The organism is Alcaligenes sp. GCM10023179, from assembly GCF_042653705.1.
GTDB lineage: Bacteria > Pseudomonadota > Gammaproteobacteria > Burkholderiales > Burkholderiaceae_B > Alcaligenes > Alcaligenes phenolicus.
Window position 1 is genome coordinate 1,395,380 of sequence record NZ_JBHSIQ010000001.1, and the last position, 17,441, is coordinate 1,412,820.

The following is a 17,441-nucleotide window of genomic DNA, read 5'->3' on the forward strand; positions in this document are numbered from 1 at the left end:
TGAACGATATAAATGCTTATCTCGTGGTTGACTAGAGTCATGCTTATTCGACTTCGAGCCTTTCCTCTTGAAGCTACGCGTTGGGCAGGTTATCAGCTTGACCACGTGCAAAACGGTAAGGAACTGGACGGCTGGAAGCCTATGAATACGGTCGGGAAAGGGGTAAGAGAAGTTCGGATTAAGGATACTGCAGGGGTGTTTCGGATTTTCTGCATCGCCAAATAGGTAGATGCTGTCTATGTGTTGTACTGTTTTCAGAAAAAGATTCAGAGAGCTAGTAAAGCTGATTTGGACTTGGCTGCGAAGCGCTACCGTGACTTGCTAAAGGAGATACATCAATGAGCAACCAACGATGTACTAGTGTCTGGGATGCCATCGACGATCCCCCGGAAGAAGCGGAAAACATGAAGTTGCGTTCTGCTTTACTGTCTACATTAAAGGATCCCATCACACGTACCGGAATGAGCCAAGCACAAGCAGTCAAACTATTCGGAGTGACGCAACTACGTATTTCTGATCTAATGCGCGGCAAGATCAATTTGTTTGGTCTTGACTTATTGGTGAATATGGCGGCAGCAGCCGGATTTCATATTGAAATGCGGGTGTTGGAGGTTACCTGATTTATAGAAAACTAGGCTTAATCTGGTGGACTCTGTCAGATTTGATCTCGGCTTAAAATTACAGTGGAGGGCTGTTTTCGGCCACAACTAGCCGTTGAGGCTCTTTCTAATAGCAGATCCTCAAAGTTGCCCCCAGCGTTAGTATCTTAGTGTAGCTACACCGACCCACTGGGCTTGTATCGTAAAGGTTAGAATTTCAAAAGATGCCATGAAATATCCAGGGAAACCAGAAGTGCCACCCAGTTGGTATAAGGATCGAGGTCAGTCATTTATTGAAGATAAATTTAGTAATGCTCTTGATGAGATGGCCGAGCTCATTGAAAAGGAACATTGGTTTGGAGACCTTGAGAAACACAGCCGTTACCGTGTCGATTTCATTTTGAAAGACGCTCGGTTAATTATTGAGCTAGATGGGCATGAGTTTCATTCATCCAAAGAGCAGCTTGAAAAAGACGCTGTGAGACAGAGGTATCTAACAAGGGCTGGTTACACTGTAATCAGATTTACAGGCAGGGAAGTAAATAGAAGCCCAACGAATTGCGTCGCAGAGGTACGGCAAATCTACAAAGAACGCATGCAACGAGCGCCTTCTAAGTATCGTGTCATGTATATCGATTACAGGTTTCTGGTTCGTCAGATGTCAGAAGCATTCAGATTCTATAGGGAGCTTCATCCGAACAAATCGTTGGAATTTCCGTCTCTGGAAAAATTCATCCCCCACGCCGTTGATTGGCTTCACGAAAAATCTTTTATTACGGCATTTGTGTTTCTCCCTCCTGAGGAGCAAGAGGAAATCAGTTATTTGGAGGGAACGGTAAAAGAATACGAGAAAGGTGAGGTCAGAATTAACATCGTTGCAGATGAGTGGTATTCGTTAGAGCTAGGGAACCACATGGTGAGTTTTTCTCATTTTTTTGATGATTTCTACCTAGTAGCTGATGACCCTGTATACGTTTATCCATTACGATCTGTTTTGCCCGAGGGGTTTAGGGAAAATCAGTTGGGTAGGCATGTAGTCAAGTTCCTTTCTGGTGGAAAAATTCTCAGAAAAGGCAATGATGAGACTGCGTTTGCAGAGACTGACTTGGCCCACGTTCGTTGGCAGGATGTTTGGTACCCAATTGGCACATCAATGGGACTTAATGTTTATGAGTTATGAGGTCAATCGCTAAATGATATTTGGTCTACCGCCTAACAAAACACACATTAGGGGCAGATCAAAAGTCACTGCTCTAATTAGAGAACCGATTTATCAATGTCATATGGTGTTTTTCTTCGAGACTTGATAGGTTTTCATGGCCGATTTTGGGATTGCCACAATATCAAGGATGGAATTTTGCCAGAGCTAAAATTTGAAAAACAAGCGCAAGACTATTATAACCAAGCTCCACTTATCATCCTGGGCAGCGGTGCATCGGCTGCCCATGGCATGTCTGGGATGTGGGCGCTTGCGCAGCACTTAGTCGCAAATACCGATATTTCAAAATTATCCGCTGGTGAGACAGAAACTTGGGGAAAATTCTGTGAAGTCTTAAATGCAGGCGTTGATCTGGAGTCGGCACTACACCAAGTGGCAGTTACAGCCGAATTAACATCCAGAATTATCCATTCAACCTGGTCTCTCATCAACGCTGAAGACATTCAAGTTTTTAACGAAAGTCTCCAGAACCAGGGAATGTTCCCGCTTAGCCGACTGCTCCGCCACATGTTCAAAAGCAGTCTTACAAAATTAAATATAATTACTACTAATTACGACAGGCTTGCAGAATATGCCTGTGATCAAGAGCGAATTCACCATTTTACTGGCTTTACGCACGGGTTTTTCCGGCAACTAGCCGCCCCAAATGAGACCAATTCTGCCCGAAGAGTCAATATCTGGAAGGTTCACGGGTCGCTGGATTGGTTTAAATCGCCACTCGAGGACATTGTGGCAATTTCAAACATTCAAGGAATACCCGTCAATTACAAGCCTGAAATCGTTACCCCTGGCACTCAAAAATACCAAACTACACATTTAGAGCCATACCGTTCAATCATTCACAGTGCTGACCAAGCTATTACTTCGGCGAAATCCTATTTATGCATTGGTTATGGTTTCAATGATGAGCACATTCAGCCTAAACTCATGGCCAGATGCCAGAGGCAGAATAGCCCGATTACGATTATCACTCATTCACTTTCAGAAGCCGCCAGGAAGCTAGTTACTGGTGGCAAAGTGCAGAATTACCTGGCAATTGAGCGTGGAGAATCAGACGATCAGTCCATCGTCTACTCTTCTTTGGATAAGACTCCAGTGATCGTGGAAAGAAATATCTGGAGTCTTGAGGGTTACTTGTCACTCATCATGTAGGAAGAAGAGATGCCGATATTTAATTTTAGGGATGAAGACGCGCTAGGTAAGGTTGCTTCCGTTGACACTACAAACGTTATCGTGGAAGTGGGAAATGTTGACCAACTAAAAAAATTGCAAGTCAACCACTTGGCCGTACTTCAAAGCAGTAGGCCTGGACAGCATCTCATCGGTCTCATCACCCAAGTTACTCGTAAGCGTAGCATCGAAGATATTGTCAATGATGGAATTAGCGAGCAATCCTCGGAATTGAATCTGTGCAAAATCGCCTTGATTGGCACGATGCTGGATCGTGATGGAAAAAGAGAAAACGTTTTTCGCCGCACTCTGGAGAGTGTTCCAGAAATCGACGCTAATTGCTTTTCACTAGAGAGCGACAACCTTACTAGCTTTATGCGTACGCTTTCCAGTGTCTCAGCTGATGACAATGCTCTAACGCTAGGCAAGTACACACTAGACGAGCATGCTGTTGCCTATCTTAATGGTAATAAGTTTTTTCAACGCCACGCTTTCATAGGCGGCAGCACAGGGTCTGGTAAATCTTGGGCGACAGCTAGAATCATAGAGCAGATGGCTGGGCTATTTACGGCTAACGCCATCGTTTTTGACCTTCACGGTGAGTATGCTCCATTGATAGGCAAAGGGATTCAGCATTTCAAGGTTGCTGGCCCCGCAGATGTTGAAGCTAAACGTACCATTGATAATGGAGTGCTTTATCTGCCTTACTGGCTACTTTCGTATGAAGCACTCGTGGCAATGTTTGTTGACCGTAGCGATCAGAATGCGCCTAACCAAGCCATGATCATGTCTCGCGAAATCAACCAAGCCAAAAGAAAATATCTAGAGGATGGTAGTCAGAAGGAAATTCTGAAGCACTTCACTGTAGACAGCCCGGTTCCATTTGATCTGGATATTCTGATGAAGAGGCTGAACGATATCAATGTGGAGATGGTTCCAGGTGCATCGTCCGGGAAGGAAAAGCAGGGTGATTTTTTTGGAAAGCTCGCTCGGATGATTTCACGACTTGAGAATAAAATTTCCGATAGGCGCCTTGGCTTCATGTTCAATGGTGGCGGGGACATTCTGGATTTTAGCTGGCTTGATAAGTTCACAACTGCCGTGCTTGGAAGCTCTGAAGAGAATGGTAAAGCTGGTATCAAGATCATCAATTTTTCCGAAGTTCCATCTGACGTTCTCCCGCTTATCGTTTCCCTTGTTGCGCGTGTCACATTTTCTGTCCAACAGTGGACGCCATCCGAGCTGCGCCATCCTATCGCTCTCCTTTGCGATGAAGCGCACCTCTACATGCCTCAACGAAACATGGCAGAATCAGCTGACGATATCTCTCTGGATATTTTCGAGCGAATCGCCAAGGAAGGCCGTAAGTATGGCGTCAGCCTTGTCGTTATAAGCCAGCGTCCTTCCGAGGTGAATAAAACGATGCTCAGTCAATGTAGCAACTTTGTATCCATGAGGCTGACTAACGCAGAGGATCAGGGAGTTATCAAGAGACTCCTGCCCGATAGCCTCGGGGGCTTCAGCGACATCTTGCCGACTCTTGATACAGGAGAGGCCTTGGTTGTTGGAGATGCGAGCTTGCTACCAAGCAGAATCAGGATCGAAGAGCCCATAAATAAACCGAATAGCGGCACGGTCAATTTCTGGGATGAATGGCAAAAACCAGTCAACGAAAAACGCCTATCGATTGCAGTAGATAACTGGCGTAAGCAAAACATTCAGTAAAGTAACTTTGGGCGAGAAGCAATAATTATCTGATTCTCACGTTATTTGCATACAACGAAGGCCATCTCTCGGGTGGCCTTCGTTGCTTCTTGTGGGCAGTAAGTTTTTAGCGGTCAAGTTCTGGATCGTTCGATTTTACTTCAAGACTTTGCTCCTCCATGTTATGCAGTCTACTCTCATAAGCGGGTGTCAATAGCTGATTGACTCGCTCAAAAGTCGTCTGTGATATGTGTGCATTCTTGACATCTTTTCCGATGTACAGATTTGTCCGATGTCCCTCCAGCCTTTTGATATAGCCTTCAAGTACGTCTGGATTTTTCAGTCCTGCAACGGTCATCTCTTGTGCCTTCAGGCCTGCTGCATAACCGCGGTCATAGGCTTGAAATCCCTCAGATTCTTCATGCACAAATTGATGTTCAGATTTTGGAGACTCAAAATTTCGCTGATCCTCTCTTGCGTGGTCGGTTGATGTCAATTTTTCTAATGACATACTGGCCTCATAAAGTTTCATATTGATGTGCTCACGCTCAGCCGGTTGCCGCTGGAGTTCCAGTTTGATCATCACATCACGAAATAATCGAGGTCCGTCCATGGTATTGGTTCGCCTTTGCTGTTCAACCGCGCGTGACTTTTCGGCTTGTCGCCGTCGCTCGTGATCATCTATTGATTTGCGTTTGGTACTGTCATTTTCATTGTTGAGTTTTTTTTCCATCGTCGTGAATCTCCTATTGCGTGCAGCTTTATGCACTGCTTGGTGAAGCCCCCGTCGTAGAGATGAAGGCGTGACTATCTGGCCGCTCTGTCTAGCAGCAGCTAAATCGAAGTTTCTGGGATAGTGAGTTTCCCCGGCGTTGCCGGGGCCCCATCATGGTGACGCTGCCTGGTCTGAGGACCAGGCAAGAGACCAAAAGTCCCACAATGAGCTGGCGCTCTTTGTAGCCCTTAAGGTCTCACACAGGACGCACCCCTGCCGGGGTGCCGAAAGCCGCATGAGTGCGGGCTTTCAAAAGGTTGGCGACTTTAGGTAGTGTGGAACAAATTGAGCAACAGAATTATCTATAAGCCAGTAAACACAGCATTTCTATGGGGTACGCATGTGGCATTTGAGCCTGTAGACAAGGGTTGAAAACTAGCCAATTACCCAATAATTACCAAATAGACGCCAATCCATAGACAGGTAATTACCAAGCAATTACCAATAGTCGTTAATTGATTACCAACTAATTACCATTTGATGGCCTAATCCTCAAATTTCCAGTTCGGTATGCTGCTTCTCGGGTTTGGCCCGGTTAAGTTCGTGCGGCTTGGTATTGCTACGGGTTGGCAGCAAGTCGTGAGCCAGTCCTTTGTATGCCTTTCTATTGACTGCCTTTGGGAGCAGCGTGGCGTTATCCGTGAAGACGGTAACCTGATGGCGTTCACGCGAAATACTCACGTAATAGGTGTCCTGGGCCGTGGTGCGTGAAAAACTTTCCGCGTTGTAGAGCACGCGATCGCAGGTCAAGCCCTGGGCGCTGTGGGCCGTCGTTGCATAAGCATGATCCAGGTGCAGAGGTTGATCTGCGGACAAGGTGACGGCTCGGCCATTGGCCGCAATGGTCACCGAGTCCTGCGCAATACCGAGTACTTCATAGCGCTCCCCATTGGCCAGGTCGAGCTCGGCATTGTTGCGAGTGACCCGAACCATGTCACCCACGGACACTTCGGCGGCGTGCTGGTGATAGACCGATAAAGTGCTCATCGTTTTCGGGATCACTTCAATGGGCTGAGCTTCCTGGCCAGAATCGAGGCGCAGGGGTAAAACGATCAGCCTATCGGTGGAGCGATTGCATTCGATCACCTCATACAGTTGGCCGCGTTTCATCCCATTCTTGTAATCGCGCTCGGGCTGGACAATATCGCCGACCGTGTAGTACTTGGCGCAGCGGCGCTCGGCGCGGGTGGTGTCGTGTCGCGTGAGTAGGCGGTATTGCCGTCCTTTGCCGTTCAGACCTCTGAGCTCATGTACTCGTTGGTTCAAGGCCCGACGAGAGTGATTGGTCCCAGTGACAATGAGCGTATTGGCTTGTGCGGTATCGGACAAGTTGACGTACTCGCGTGCGATCGCTTCATAACGTGGACTGCTGTCGCGGATTTGGGTGCCGTCATTCCGTTTTGTGATGCGATCGTCGATCTGGACGATATGATTTTCCAGAACTTTGAGCGATGCGCTGGCTTTGCCAACGGCAGCCAGTTCAACCGCTTGTTTAAGTACATTGCTTTTCTGACGTTGAATATCCCCCATGAGGGCGGTTTTCATGCCTTGTTCTTGTAGCAGTGCAAATGCCCGCCCGGCCTCGACTGCTTTGGTCTGGCCAGTGTCTCCGAGCAATACGATGCGAGCACCGCTGGGCTGCAAGCGGTGTAGCAACTTTTGCATTTCGCGCACCGGAATGACTCCAGCTTCGTCAATAACGACCACCGTTTTTTCCCCCAGCTTGTTATCCAGGCGCTCGGTCTCGGTGGCTGTTGTCATAGAGGCGACCGTGTTCGCTTCAATGCCGTCCTGTCGTAGATTTGCGACCTGTGAACCGTAAGGGGCTAGGGCGATCATGCGATATCCACGCGCCTCTAACAATGCTTTGGTTTCCTGTAGTGCAAATGATTTTCCTGTTCCGGCCAATCCTTGTACGCCCATCACCTGATCTTGGCCTGATAGCATCAGTTCGATGGCACTGCGCTGGCCTGGTGTGAGTGTGGTATCGGTTAACTCCGTTTGCAATTGATCACGCGCTAGCACCGGCGTTACCTTGTCGCGTCCCGCGTGCATCATGGAGACGACATCGCGTTCACTGCGCAATGCCGTCTGGGTCGCAAAGAGTGGTTCAGTAGGTGTCAACCGACCGACATCGATGGCCTGATCGACTTGTTGCAGGGCCTTATTTATGGAGATGCCGCGCAGTTGGACTAGCTCTTGCGCCCAGGCCTGCCGTGTGCGCGGTTTGGCTTCATGGTCAGAGCTGCTTCGGTAATGGAAGGCCCTGGCCACCAGCTCGTTTCGTGCAACCAGGCGACTTAGAGACTGTCGTAGTTGCTCTGCGCTGACGGCTCCTTCCCCATGGCGCAGCGCATGACTGAACAATGCGGATTGGCTCATGACTGTTTCGCGCTCAGCCAAGTGCTTGATGGCCCAAATCATCGCGGTATCGGCAATGCGCTGACGCGTCTCGGGCTCAGGTGAGTGGCGTGTAAGACTGGCCAGATCTTTGGCGCGTTCTTTGGAGGTGTGCAGATTACTTTGGAAGTCGATCCCAATGTCCTTTGACTGCGACGTCCAGTCAGCGTGTAGCTGATCGCGGGTGAACTCCTGTGTTTTAGGCTGACGTGTGGCTAGCACAGCCATTTGGCGTTGCGCATGAGAGGCGGTGGGACCGTCCATGCCTACATCGGCCAGACGCTGGTTCATTTGCGCACTGCGTTTACTAAAGTGCTCGATCTGGTCACGCGTGATATGCGCCAGCTCAACATGGTTTTTTTCAAAGCGCAGATCGTAGCCGATGGCGGTTAACTCTTTGGCTAATTCAGCCATGTAAATCGAGTCCAGGAGCGGACGGGATTGAACCAGTAAATCGTTGTTCAGCGCTGCCCAACTACCGTCCTGGCGCTGGGTCAGATTCATGATGACGGCGTGGGTGTGGAGCTGCGGGTCCGGCGGGGAGTTGTCTGTGGCTCTGGCCGTTTCGTGTCTAAATTTACTGATGATCAGATTGCCGGTGTTTTCCACCTGTGATTTACCACGGATGGTTTGGCGTGACTGTGCAAAATGCTGCTCTGCGTAGGCCAATGCACGTTCAACCGCTCGGTCATGGGCAGTGATGATGCGCTCATCGCCACCGATCAAGGCTTGCAGCGAGACGCTTTTGGGTGCTGAGATCGTCAGATCCAAGCCAGAGCGGGCTTGGGAGTCGTGACGGATACTGTTGCCAGCATTCACGCCACGGCCGAACTCGCCGCGCAACATGGCATGAAAGCGCTGGGTATCGACCGCGCCCGATGCGCCAAGCATCTGGGCTCCTTTGCCTTGCCAAAGGGCGGCCTGGCCATCACGGCTGTAGTAGTCATCGGCCTGGTCACCATAGTAGTGCGAATGCTTGGCTGCCCCAGAGCGGTGTAAAACCTCTTTAGTAATCATGTTGTGTTCCTACTGGCAAGACTAGAGCAGGCTGTCGCTACGCTTCAGCCGTGCTTTGTGTTGAGCGGGCAATGCGTTTGAGCTGGTTCGACTCAATGAACGGCTCGATCACTTGAGTAAAGGGTTGAAACTGCAACTTGAACCGTGAGATCGGGTACTTACCGGCAAAGGCAACATAGCCAGTTAAATCATCGAAGGCTTGAATCTGCGCGGCGGTTACCACCCGTTCTGTGACCGGCGTATTTTGATCATTGGTATTGCGATCACCGACGGAGCGAGAGACGCTATATTTATGACGCTCTACCTCATGCTCGCCCAGGCTCTTGCTCAGATCCTCAGCGGTTTCATGGTCAGTGCGAGATCCGCCCAGAACCAGCAAGTTACGAAAACTGGCGCGAATCGTTTGAGCCTTCTTCTCGCCGTAGATGTAGTCCAGTTGGGACGTGCTTTGCAGGCCAGCGACGATACGCAAGCCTTTTTTACGGCCCTTGGTCAGCCCATCCTCCAATGAGGGAAGGGCGTCCAGGCTGGCCAACTCATCGATGAACAACCACCAGCGTCGTTTTGCATCTTCGGGTAAGGACAGGACCGCCGTAATGAACACGTCCGCCCAAGACGAGACTAATGGCTTCATCGCGGTCACCATGTCTTCGCGCCAGTTGATGAACAAATTCCCACCGTTGGGATCGTCAATCCAGTCACGAATAGAGAATGAGCCGGATTTCATACTGGTGTGCTCGGACAGCTTGTTCGACAGTACAAAGCGAGCACTTGAAAGCGCTTTACTGGCCTCAGATGAACCTACAAACAGCGATTCAGCCAATGTGCCTTCCAGGTAGTCCTTGAGCTTGGCAGGGTCCTCAATCGTACATAGCCGGAACAACTCGTCGATGTGTGCTTTGTCAGGAGTGACGGTGTAGAGTTTCTTGGCGGTCTCGCGCAGCAACAAACGTCCGTAATCGTTCCATTCTTCTGCACTCTTGTCCTGGCTCATCGGTACCATTGAATGGGATAGGCGTTTCCAGTCATATTCCGCCCGAATTTCATTGAAGAACGCCCAGCCTGGTGAACGAGCATCGTATGGATTGAGGATGATGTCGCCCGGCTTCCAAAACTTGCTGAGCAAATCGCCATCGGGGTCAATCACAAACATTCGGTCCCGACGTTTTTGCACGGACTTGGCCATTCTGCGAAGCACCACGGATTTACCACTCCCAGTTGCTCCACCGATCAGGGAATGAAGGTTTTCAACTTTGACAGGCATCGGTACAGAGGCCACATCTACCTGTCGGTGTATTCGGTCTGTACATTGCGAACGGAGCTTGGCGATAGGGACGACTTTTGTTCCCCGGATATGTCGTGTGAATCGGTCGCCTTCAAAACCGGCTGTGCGTTTAAACATTCTGCTTAACGCAATAACGGCAATCAGTGACAAAGCGAACCCAATGGCAGGGGGAATATAGAGGACCGGGTACTGGGCGGTTGCTATCAGTAGATGCCAAGTAGTTCGTGCATCCCAACGGTTGACGGCCACCCCGCTGGCCAAGCTTGCGGCCGTTATCCATGCCAGAAGTGGGAATGCAACAATCATCAGGACAGACAAACGTCGTCTCGTAATCGGTGACATAAAGAATCCTTGAAAAGATATGCCCAGGGGCTGAGTCCCAAGGCAAAGGCATGCAGCCGCGTCTATGAAGCAAAAAAGTGCAAAAAGAGGGTGGTGGCGCCTACCCCTGCACTTGCCCCAATTACCAACGCCAGGATGGCCATCTTGCGTGCCGAGATATGTGCAAATTTTGCGTATCGGGCTGTGTCCGCACTGATCAGCTTCAACTCAGCGCGAATAGGTGAAAGGCTGCCTTGCACGTTGTGCACCACTTGATCGGTCAGATCCATGCTGGCGCGATCGAGCACGGCCCCCAGCGTGTTGGCCAGATCCTCGGGCAAGGCCTGTAGCTGTGCATTGGCGGCGGAAAAGGCTTCAATACCGGCCAGTAGCGCGGTGGCGGTTTCGCGCAGTTTGTCGTTGACGCGTTCTGTGCGTTCGATCAGTCCAGCCACATCCCCCAAGGTTTCCTGAAACAACAGATCCAGCTTGGTCCGTGCGGTTTTTTCTTCACTCATGCGAAGCTCCGTTGGTGGCGGGCAGCAGCTCCTCGAATAAGGCCTGGAAGGCACGATGAAGCTGACGATCTACTGGGCGGGCTAACGCTTTTAACGCATGCATGTCCGACAGGTGTGAGATGCGTTTTCGGTCTTTGGGGTCCGCCTCGCGCAATTGCTGACGATAGTCAGTCTGGTCGGCTAGTATCGATGCGATAGTGATGCGTTTATCGGCCAGCAGCTCGAACACCTCATTCTCGAAAATGACAGCGTTTGGATTGGCGATGAATTCGCCAGTTTTCTTGGCGTAGGTCAGCAGCGCTAGAAACTCTTCATCCACATCGCTTTCTACACGATTGAACAGCACGCGAATTCGATGTGCTGGCACGCCCAGGCCGCTCAAGGCGGCAACGGTCTTGATGGTTTCTCGCTGTGCTTTGCCTGTTGGGACAACCGGTAGAACGAACTGATCAATCTCTTCGTGAGACAAGTCGTAGCGCGACATATGCGCCAAAAACTCCTCGATGTTTGATGCCCCAACGTCCACGATGGCGTCGTCCAGCGTGAGCAAATCACGGAACAATTTGCCAAACTGTATCCCGCGCAATTGGTCTACATCCAGCCCCAGATCGCCCGCTGTTTCATTGGTCGATTCGATAGCGAAAATCTGGGCATGATTCAAGCGTGGGGCTAGCAGGTGCGACGCAACGACGGTTTTACCGACCGAGCCGGTGTAGTTCAGAACAGCGATTTTCATGAGAGTTTTCCTTCAGGTTGTGAGGGTGAATTAAAGCTGGGGTTAAGAGGATTTAGGCCCGGCTCGCATAGCGCGGCCTTCTTCGCGCAGTGCATCCAGATCAATGTTCATCTCGCGGAATTTGCGCAAGTCAGCGGGTGATTCGATGGAACTAGGACGGCCTTGAACGGCGGGTGAGTCTGGTGGCGGTTGTGAGGCTTGTACCCCTATTGCGACGAGGGGTAGTGGTGCCGAAGCGGCATTCTTTGCATGTCGTATTCGCCAGATTGTTCTGGCAAAGACCGATCGCGAAACGGATATCCCGACTGAGTCGAGATCTTCGACAATCGCGGCATATGACGAACCGTTTTCCAGCCGCCGTTCGATGATGGGCAACAGCAGGCGTATGCGGGCTGTTTTGGTTGAGCGTGGGTCAGCATCGGCCAATGCGCGACGAAATTGCTCGACGAATTGGTCAAGTTGCATGGGTAGGGTTCCTGGTTGTGTTGGAAGGTAAATGTCACCTTCCACGTTGAAGACAAAAGCGCGGCAGGCCGCGCAGGGGGAGCCGCGCCCGGTGATGGGCGTGGGGGGCAAGGCCCCTGGGGAAGGGTCGAGGCCGCAGTCCGACCTTGGGAGGACTGGACAGGGAACCCGGCAGGGGTTCCGCGGCCAAGGGGGATACTTATCCCCGCCCGATAGGGTGGGGACCAATCTTCTTTTGGCGGCTACTTTTCCCCCACGCGATTAGCGTGGGGGACTGACGTGATACGCATGTGGTTCACATGCACTACGTCCCGAAGGTGCGAAATGTTGCGCTGGGAGATTGTTTCTGAAATGTAACTTAAATAAGGTGGAGCAAGTGAGTTATCCACAGCCCTATATGGTAGAAAATAGGTAGAAGAAGGTAGAGGTGTAACAGAGGCTCTGAAACCCGCATGCATAAAGGGTTTTGGAAATGTAACCGCGATGCTATGCCGACAAAGCGCGATGCTATGCCGATAAAGCGCGACGTTATGCCGATGAGGCGCGATGCTATGCCGATTCTTGGAGCAAGTTATCCACATGGCAAATCCGGTCATTTCATGACCAACTGGCGCGACGCTATGCCGATGTAAGTCGGCTAATCAGTGACGTTTTCTAGGCTTGATGGGGTTTGTCGCTGACGCGATACCAAACAGCTTGCTCGACCCCGCGTCGACTCGTTTCGATGCGAGGGGCAAGGATTAAGCCAAGTTCTGCTAGTTCATTGATGGCTCGTTCTAGTGCTGGGCGAAAGTCGCGTAAGCGTCCTTTGTATTGAGCGCGTTCTTTAAGGATTTGTAGGCTGTAGCGTTGCTCTTCATCCTTTGACGTACCAATCAATCGCTGGAGACTTTTAGACAGCTCGTGACGCATGCATTGCCGCGTAGACCAGTCAATCAATGTGAATTCGCGGTTGCCGAAAATCTGTGCCCAGCGAGGGTCTACATACAGTGTGTACTCACTGTCTTCATCGTCATAATCAAAGCCGCCGATCATGGCCAAGAGGCGGCTTGAAGGATGGTTGCCGAAGCTATATTTAAGAGTCCCGTTCGATCGACTGGCCTCGATTGACAGGGTAAATCTGGCCAAGTCTTTTATGGCGTTATGGAGCCATTCATATTGACTACCGCCTACAGGACGACCTAGCGCACGTAAAAAATCAGCTCGGTTCACTATGGGGCGCTGACCAGCGGGGCAAGTCATTTGCAGGTACATGGCGTGCATCCAGATGTCGGCATGGCCCTCTCCTAGCTGTTTGCCCGAACCTTTGATGACAACTCGCTCATTGCGCAGGAACATAGCATCATCGTGGATAGTGCGGTGGCCGCGAGCTATCGGTGCGAAGATGCCGCTGCGTGCAATGTAGTTGGGCATTGCTCGTATATTTTCGCCGATACCCGGTAAGTAGATACGTTTGAACATCGGTTTTTCCAGTTGTAGGGGCCCCTGTTCGTCCTGTGTGTACTGAGTAGCTGTTCGTGTACTGGCTGTCTTAGCCAGACGGCTAAGGGCATCCTTTAAGCGGGCAGCGGAATGATGGTTTTGCGAAGGCATGACAATCCAAATAGCATGGGCACAGGGCCGCTGCTGCTTGGATACGCGCCCCTGTGCCGTTCAATAAAAAAACCGCTTCATGCACGTAGAGCGTGCGTAGCGGTTAGTCGTTGCAGAGGGACTGGTACAGACGTTCAGCGATAAACCGAAAGTTCGTTGCCCAGTTTGAGACTACGACGCGGTTGAAGACCTGGCAGCCCATGTTCCTCAAAGAACTCTCGTCGGGCGCGTAACCATTCTTTGTAGCGCCAACCGTACCGCTCATCCCACGGGTAGCTGGCATCAATGTCGGATGCGATTTGCTCTAGGTTCTTTCGTTCCGCTCGGCCGTCGTTGTAGACATCGGCCATCAAGTTGTAGGAATAGACGGCGAAGCCAATGCCTTCATAGGGTTCATTCATATCGATTTCCTCTAATCAAGTGCTCAGGTCTCGACGGCGTGGTTGATAGAAAATCTCACGTAGTTTGAAACGATCAAAAAACAGGACGATATCGACTGTGTTTCGCAGGAAGGCCTGTATGGTCGCCAGATCTAGCTGGCCACCAGTCGGCGACTGCTTGATCAATGAGGCCAGGCGGTCGTAGGTATCCAGTGAGCTGTTTGCGTGTGTCGTTGAAATGGATCCTGGGTGACCCGTATTGAGAGCAACCAAATACTCCCAGGCTTCACCACCACGTAATTCGGCCAGAAATATCCTGTCAGGTGATAGGCGCATACATGCCGCAACACAGTCGGTCGCTGTCACACGGCCGTGGCTACCGCCATAGAGCATGTGTACCAAGTTTCTGTGGTTGGGGAGGATTAATTCATGGACATCCTCAATCGTGATGATGCGTTCCTCTAGTGGCACACGTTCTATCAAGGAGCGGGCAAAGGTTGTTTTCCCAGAGCCGGTCTTGCCAGCAACGATGATGTTGCGGCGAGTCTGAACTGCCTCATGCAGAAAACGTGCAATCTGACCTTCGTTTTTTAGTTGAAGTAGGAGGTGATCAGTCGGTGTTAGACCGCTTTCGTCGAGTAGATCCAGGCTGTCGCAAACCTCGTTGAAAGCGCCTTCTGCTTCCAGCTCATCCAGTGTTTTGACTAGCTGGGTGTGCTTGCGGATATTGATTGCCATGGTGTTATCCAGGCATCCAGGCGCTTGTACGATTTGTCCCCGTTCACCGTCAGGCAGTATGACCGACATGATGGGAGCTGGTGCCAAGCCGTTATACACAGACAGTGAGAGCGATAGACCCTCTAAGCTAGATAAGGTCAAAGGCATGCACTCGTGCTCATGCCAGGCTCCGTGCTGACGCACAAATACGGAGTAGGGGCGCACGATCGCAAGTTCTGAAATAGCGGGGTCTTTAAGATACGGTTCGAGTGGCCGTAAGGCCGCCCGAACCGCAATCCCTCGGTCCACACTATTGACGGTAAGTGGTGGGTTTGAGGTCATAAACTTTACTGAAGTCCAAGTCGCGGGCGACCATGATTCCGACTCGTTCGCCCTGGTTCTTATACAAGGTGGGGGGAATATCCAGTGAGTGCTCCAAAATCTTGGCAACGACTTCTTGGCCACCCTCACGGGTGTTATCAAACCTGATATTGCCGTCTCCCTTGTTTCCTTGATTCGATGCCCAATTGCCTAAGTCGCCGAGGAGACTGAGCAAAATGGCATTGCCCAAGCGATCCCAAAAGTGGTGATCAATGGCACCGTCAACGCCCGCCTCACCCAACGGACCCGTCCCCGGCGAGCCGAGGTTGAGAATGACGCCACTGGGTGTTTCAAGGCGATGCCATGTCACAAATGCGCGTGGTTGACCTTGTTCGATGCCACCGCTTTGATAACCAACAAACTTGGTTCCAGCATCAATAAGGACGACTTTCCCGTTCGCACTCATGACGTTTTGGGTGGCGTTGCAGGTCAGCATTCCTGCCTGCGCGGTAACTAATCGAGTTTGCATGACGCAATCGATCATCGTGCCTTGGGTAATCAAGAAATTACGATTCCCTAGTTGTCCCGCCACAGAAGGAGCAAGCTCTAACGGGCGTAATTGACTCGCTAATGGACCGGCATCATCTTGAGCCGTTACTGAGGTCCCGACGTTCTGTTGTGTGTGCTGTTGCCCCTGTTCATTGTTCTGAGCGCGTAGCGGACTGCGTAGCCGTCGAGCATCAACACCATTGATCAGGCTTGGGATCATGGGCAACGTGATGGTGCCAGTTTGCTCTTGAGACGATGTATCAGTCGTAGAGGTATCTGGCTTAGATGCAGGTGTAGGGCTTGGCTGCGCCTTTAGCTCAGGTAATCGAAGCAAGTTGCTGATGCCACTGGTGGTAGGGTCTGCATTCTCAACAGGGGCTTCAGCACGAGTGCCTGTCATGTTCCAGATGACGATTGCAATGATGCAGATACCGATCACGAGGCAGAGCCACAGAAAGCCACGGGCACCCGGAGGCAAGGGGCGACGCGTACTTCCGGTGTCGCTTGGCCCCCGATCATCAACGTCATGTGAGTTGGTTTGGTTGAGGCTCATTTCAAATACTCCTCCGTTTTGAAAATGTGAGTCAAACCACGGCTCTGTGCTTGCCAAGCATCCGCATTGCTCTCGATGAGCAATATGTTTCCAGGCCGAATGGTGGTGGTTGCGGCGTATGCTTGCCCCTGCTCATTGACTGGTTGGACGATTGGCAGACGGTTTGAGCTGAAGGTCATGAGCGTTTTGCCGTCCTTTTGTTCTATGTGTTCGGGGCCCAGTTCAAAAGCTTGCGGATCGTAAGCCGGTTGAGCCGGATAGGCAGTGGCGGCAGGGCCAGCAGAGGAGGGCAGGGAAAGCGGTTTAACACCATGGACGACACGTTCGACAGAGGGAGAGGCTGTTCCTGTATGTGGCTTTGTGGGTGTCTGTCTAAATGCGGCGTTATGGATTGCGACTACATTGCCTCCGAGCCGAATATGCCAACGTGCGCTAGTGCGATGTAGCACCATCGTTCTGTGATCGGCCATGTGGTAATTCGTGAGCACTTCTTGGCCATCTTCAGTGACTCGATAAATGGCGGGGATTTCGGCGGTTGGTGCAAACTGCATCCAGGTTTGATGGCCGTCATCCCAAGCGTGTATCGGGGCTAAATCAAGGTCGCCACTCTTAGAATATGCTTGCCAGTTCACTGGAAGACCTACCTGAGAAAATGCGGCTTGAACGGTTTGTTCATGTTGCTGTTGGCGCGCTTCTATCGTTTCACTGTCGGGATAGCGCATGATCAATTTATAGAGGGCTTGCTTTGTCTCCCGCTCGTTGTGGTACTCGATTCGGAAGGTATAGTTCCGGCGGTCAGTGACTACGATCAAGTTGGTATCAGCTTGATCAACCACAGGCTTGAGAAACAGATGATTGGTGTATTCGGTAAATTCATAGGCTTCACTGTCACCGAATACATGAAACAGATAGTTTTCGCCTTCTTCTAACTCAATCATTGTTCCCACACCGATCACGGAATCCAGCTGGGTGACATTGTGAGGGTCGTAGTTGGCGTAGCGTATCCGGTGGTCAGTGCCTGCTTGTTTGGGCAGATCTAGGGCGAGTGCAGGCGTAGCGACCAGGCACGCCAGTGCCACCGCAAATGCCGTTTTGGCAAATCGGTTCATGGGTACTCCT

Annotated in this window: 15 protein-coding genes and 1 pseudogene; 5 read left to right on the plus strand and 11 right to left on the minus strand. The window is 51.0% G+C overall.

The window, feature by feature from the left end:
• Positions 1 to 39: 39 nt before the first annotated feature.
• From ACFPDR_RS06205 to ACFPDR_RS06225, 5 genes and pseudogenes are all read left to right on the plus strand, one after another.
• Positions 40 to 342, plus strand: a pseudogene (locus tag ACFPDR_RS06205) (type II toxin-antitoxin system RelE/ParE family toxin).
• Positions 339 to 620 (plus strand): helix-turn-helix domain-containing protein, encoded by a 282-nt coding sequence (locus ACFPDR_RS06210; protein ID WP_376910861.1) that lies wholly within the window; start codon positions 339 to 341, stop codon positions 618 to 620. The pseudogene ACFPDR_RS06205 and the gene ACFPDR_RS06210 overlap by 4 nt, the downstream one beginning before the upstream one ends.
• Positions 621 to 828: 208 nt before the next feature.
• A complete protein-coding gene (locus ACFPDR_RS06215; protein ID WP_376910863.1) occupies positions 829 to 1,779 on the plus strand; it encodes an endonuclease domain-containing protein in 951 nt (316 codons plus the stop codon).
• Between the two features lie 96 nt (positions 1,780 to 1,875).
• Entirely contained in the window at positions 1,876 to 2,970 is a 1,095-nt protein-coding gene (locus ACFPDR_RS06220) for an SIR2 family protein (protein WP_376910865.1), read from the plus strand.
• Positions 2,971 to 2,979: 9 nt separating this feature from the next.
• Positions 2,980 to 4,713, plus strand: a complete 1,734-nt coding sequence (locus ACFPDR_RS06225; protein WP_376910867.1) for an ATP-binding protein — start codon at positions 2,980 to 2,982, stop codon at positions 4,711 to 4,713.
• A 106-nt stretch (positions 4,714 to 4,819) separates the two neighbouring features.
• Here ACFPDR_RS06225 and ACFPDR_RS06230 read toward each other — a convergent pair whose 3' ends face one another.
• The 11 genes from ACFPDR_RS06230 to ACFPDR_RS06280 form a co-directional block, all read right to left on the minus strand.
• On the minus strand, positions 4,820 to 5,425 hold the full coding sequence (locus ACFPDR_RS06230; protein ID WP_376910869.1) for a hypothetical protein: 606 nt from the start codon (positions 5,423 to 5,425) through the stop codon (positions 4,820 to 4,822).
• Positions 5,426 to 5,959: 534 nt separating this feature from the next.
• Positions 5,960 to 8,884 (minus strand): MobF family relaxase, encoded by a 2,925-nt coding sequence (gene mobF, locus ACFPDR_RS06235; protein ID WP_376910871.1) that lies wholly within the window; start codon positions 8,882 to 8,884, stop codon positions 5,960 to 5,962.
• A 37-nt stretch (positions 8,885 to 8,921) separates the two neighbouring features.
• On the minus strand, positions 8,922 to 10,511 hold the full coding sequence (locus ACFPDR_RS06240) for a helicase HerA-like domain-containing protein (protein ID WP_376910873.1): 1,590 nt from the start codon (positions 10,509 to 10,511) through the stop codon (positions 8,922 to 8,924).
• Between the two features lie 62 nt (positions 10,512 to 10,573).
• Positions 10,574 to 11,008, minus strand: coding sequence for a hypothetical protein (locus ACFPDR_RS06245; RefSeq protein WP_376910875.1), 435 nt, complete (start codon positions 11,006 to 11,008; stop codon positions 10,574 to 10,576).
• A complete protein-coding gene (gene stbB, locus ACFPDR_RS06250) occupies positions 11,001 to 11,744 on the minus strand; it encodes a StbB family protein (protein WP_376910877.1) in 744 nt (247 codons plus the stop codon). The genes ACFPDR_RS06245 and stbB overlap by 8 nt, the downstream gene beginning before the upstream one ends.
• Positions 11,745 to 11,786: 42 nt before the next feature.
• Entirely contained in the window at positions 11,787 to 12,209 is a 423-nt protein-coding gene (locus ACFPDR_RS06255; protein ID WP_376910879.1) for a hypothetical protein, read from the minus strand.
• A gap of 654 nt (positions 12,210 to 12,863) precedes the next feature.
• Positions 12,864 to 13,802 carry a TrfA gene (locus ACFPDR_RS06260; RefSeq protein ID WP_376910881.1) on the minus strand — a complete coding sequence of 313 codons (939 nt, stop codon included), beginning with the start codon at positions 13,800 to 13,802 and terminating at the stop codon, positions 12,864 to 12,866.
• Between the two features lie 134 nt (positions 13,803 to 13,936).
• Positions 13,937 to 14,203, minus strand: a complete 267-nt coding sequence (locus ACFPDR_RS06265) for a hypothetical protein (protein WP_268379034.1) — start codon at positions 14,201 to 14,203, stop codon at positions 13,937 to 13,939.
• 15 nt (positions 14,204 to 14,218) lie between these two features.
• Entirely contained in the window at positions 14,219 to 15,241 is a 1,023-nt protein-coding gene (virB11, locus tag ACFPDR_RS06270; RefSeq protein WP_376910884.1) for a P-type DNA transfer ATPase VirB11, read from the minus strand.
• Positions 15,210 to 16,322, minus strand: coding sequence for a type IV secretion system protein VirB10 (gene virB10 / locus ACFPDR_RS06275; RefSeq protein ID WP_376910886.1), 1,113 nt, complete (start codon positions 16,320 to 16,322; stop codon positions 15,210 to 15,212). The genes virB11 and virB10 overlap by 32 nt, the downstream gene beginning before the upstream one ends.
• Positions 16,319 to 17,431, minus strand: a complete 1,113-nt coding sequence (locus ACFPDR_RS06280; RefSeq protein WP_376910888.1) for a TrbG/VirB9 family P-type conjugative transfer protein — start codon at positions 17,429 to 17,431, stop codon at positions 16,319 to 16,321. The genes virB10 and ACFPDR_RS06280 overlap by 4 nt, the downstream gene beginning before the upstream one ends.
• Positions 17,432 to 17,441: the final 10 nt, after the last annotated feature.

Bases quoted from the DNA above. Each gene is read 5' to 3' on its own strand.
- ACFPDR_RS06210 (WP_376910861.1), top strand. From the start codon at position 339: ATGAGCAACCAACGATGTACTAGTGTCTGGGATGCCATCGACGATCCC.
- ACFPDR_RS06215 (WP_376910863.1), top strand. From the start codon at position 829: ATGAAATATCCAGGGAAACCAGAAGTGCCACCCAGTTGGTATAAGGAT.
- ACFPDR_RS06220 (WP_376910865.1), top strand. From the start codon at position 1,876: ATGTCATATGGTGTTTTTCTTCGAGACTTGATAGGTTTTCATGGCCGA.
- ACFPDR_RS06225 (WP_376910867.1), top strand. From the start codon at position 2,980: ATGCCGATATTTAATTTTAGGGATGAAGACGCGCTAGGTAAGGTTGCT.
- ACFPDR_RS06230 (WP_376910869.1), bottom strand. From the start codon at position 5,425: ATGGAAAAAAAACTCAACAATGAAAATGACAGTACCAAACGCAAATCA.
- mobF (WP_376910871.1), bottom strand. From the start codon at position 8,884: ATGATTACTAAAGAGGTTTTACACCGCTCTGGGGCAGCCAAGCATTCG.
- ACFPDR_RS06240 (WP_376910873.1), bottom strand. From the start codon at position 10,511: ATGTCACCGATTACGAGACGACGTTTGTCTGTCCTGATGATTGTTGCA.
- ACFPDR_RS06245 (WP_376910875.1), bottom strand. From the start codon at position 11,008: ATGAGTGAAGAAAAAACCGCACGGACCAAGCTGGATCTGTTGTTTCAG.
- stbB (WP_376910877.1), bottom strand. From the start codon at position 11,744: ATGAAAATCGCTGTTCTGAACTACACCGGCTCGGTCGGTAAAACCGTC.
- ACFPDR_RS06255 (WP_376910879.1), bottom strand. From the start codon at position 12,209: ATGCAACTTGACCAATTCGTCGAGCAATTTCGTCGCGCATTGGCCGAT.
- ACFPDR_RS06260 (WP_376910881.1), bottom strand. From the start codon at position 13,802: ATGCCTTCGCAAAACCATCATTCCGCTGCCCGCTTAAAGGATGCCCTT.
- ACFPDR_RS06265 (WP_268379034.1), bottom strand. From the start codon at position 14,203: ATGAATGAACCCTATGAAGGCATTGGCTTCGCCGTCTATTCCTACAAC.
- virB11 (WP_376910884.1), bottom strand. From the start codon at position 15,241: ATGACCTCAAACCCACCACTTACCGTCAATAGTGTGGACCGAGGGATT.
- virB10 (WP_376910886.1), bottom strand. From the start codon at position 16,322: ATGAGCCTCAACCAAACCAACTCACATGACGTTGATGATCGGGGGCCA.
- ACFPDR_RS06280 (WP_376910888.1), bottom strand. From the start codon at position 17,431: ATGAACCGATTTGCCAAAACGGCATTTGCGGTGGCACTGGCGTGCCTG.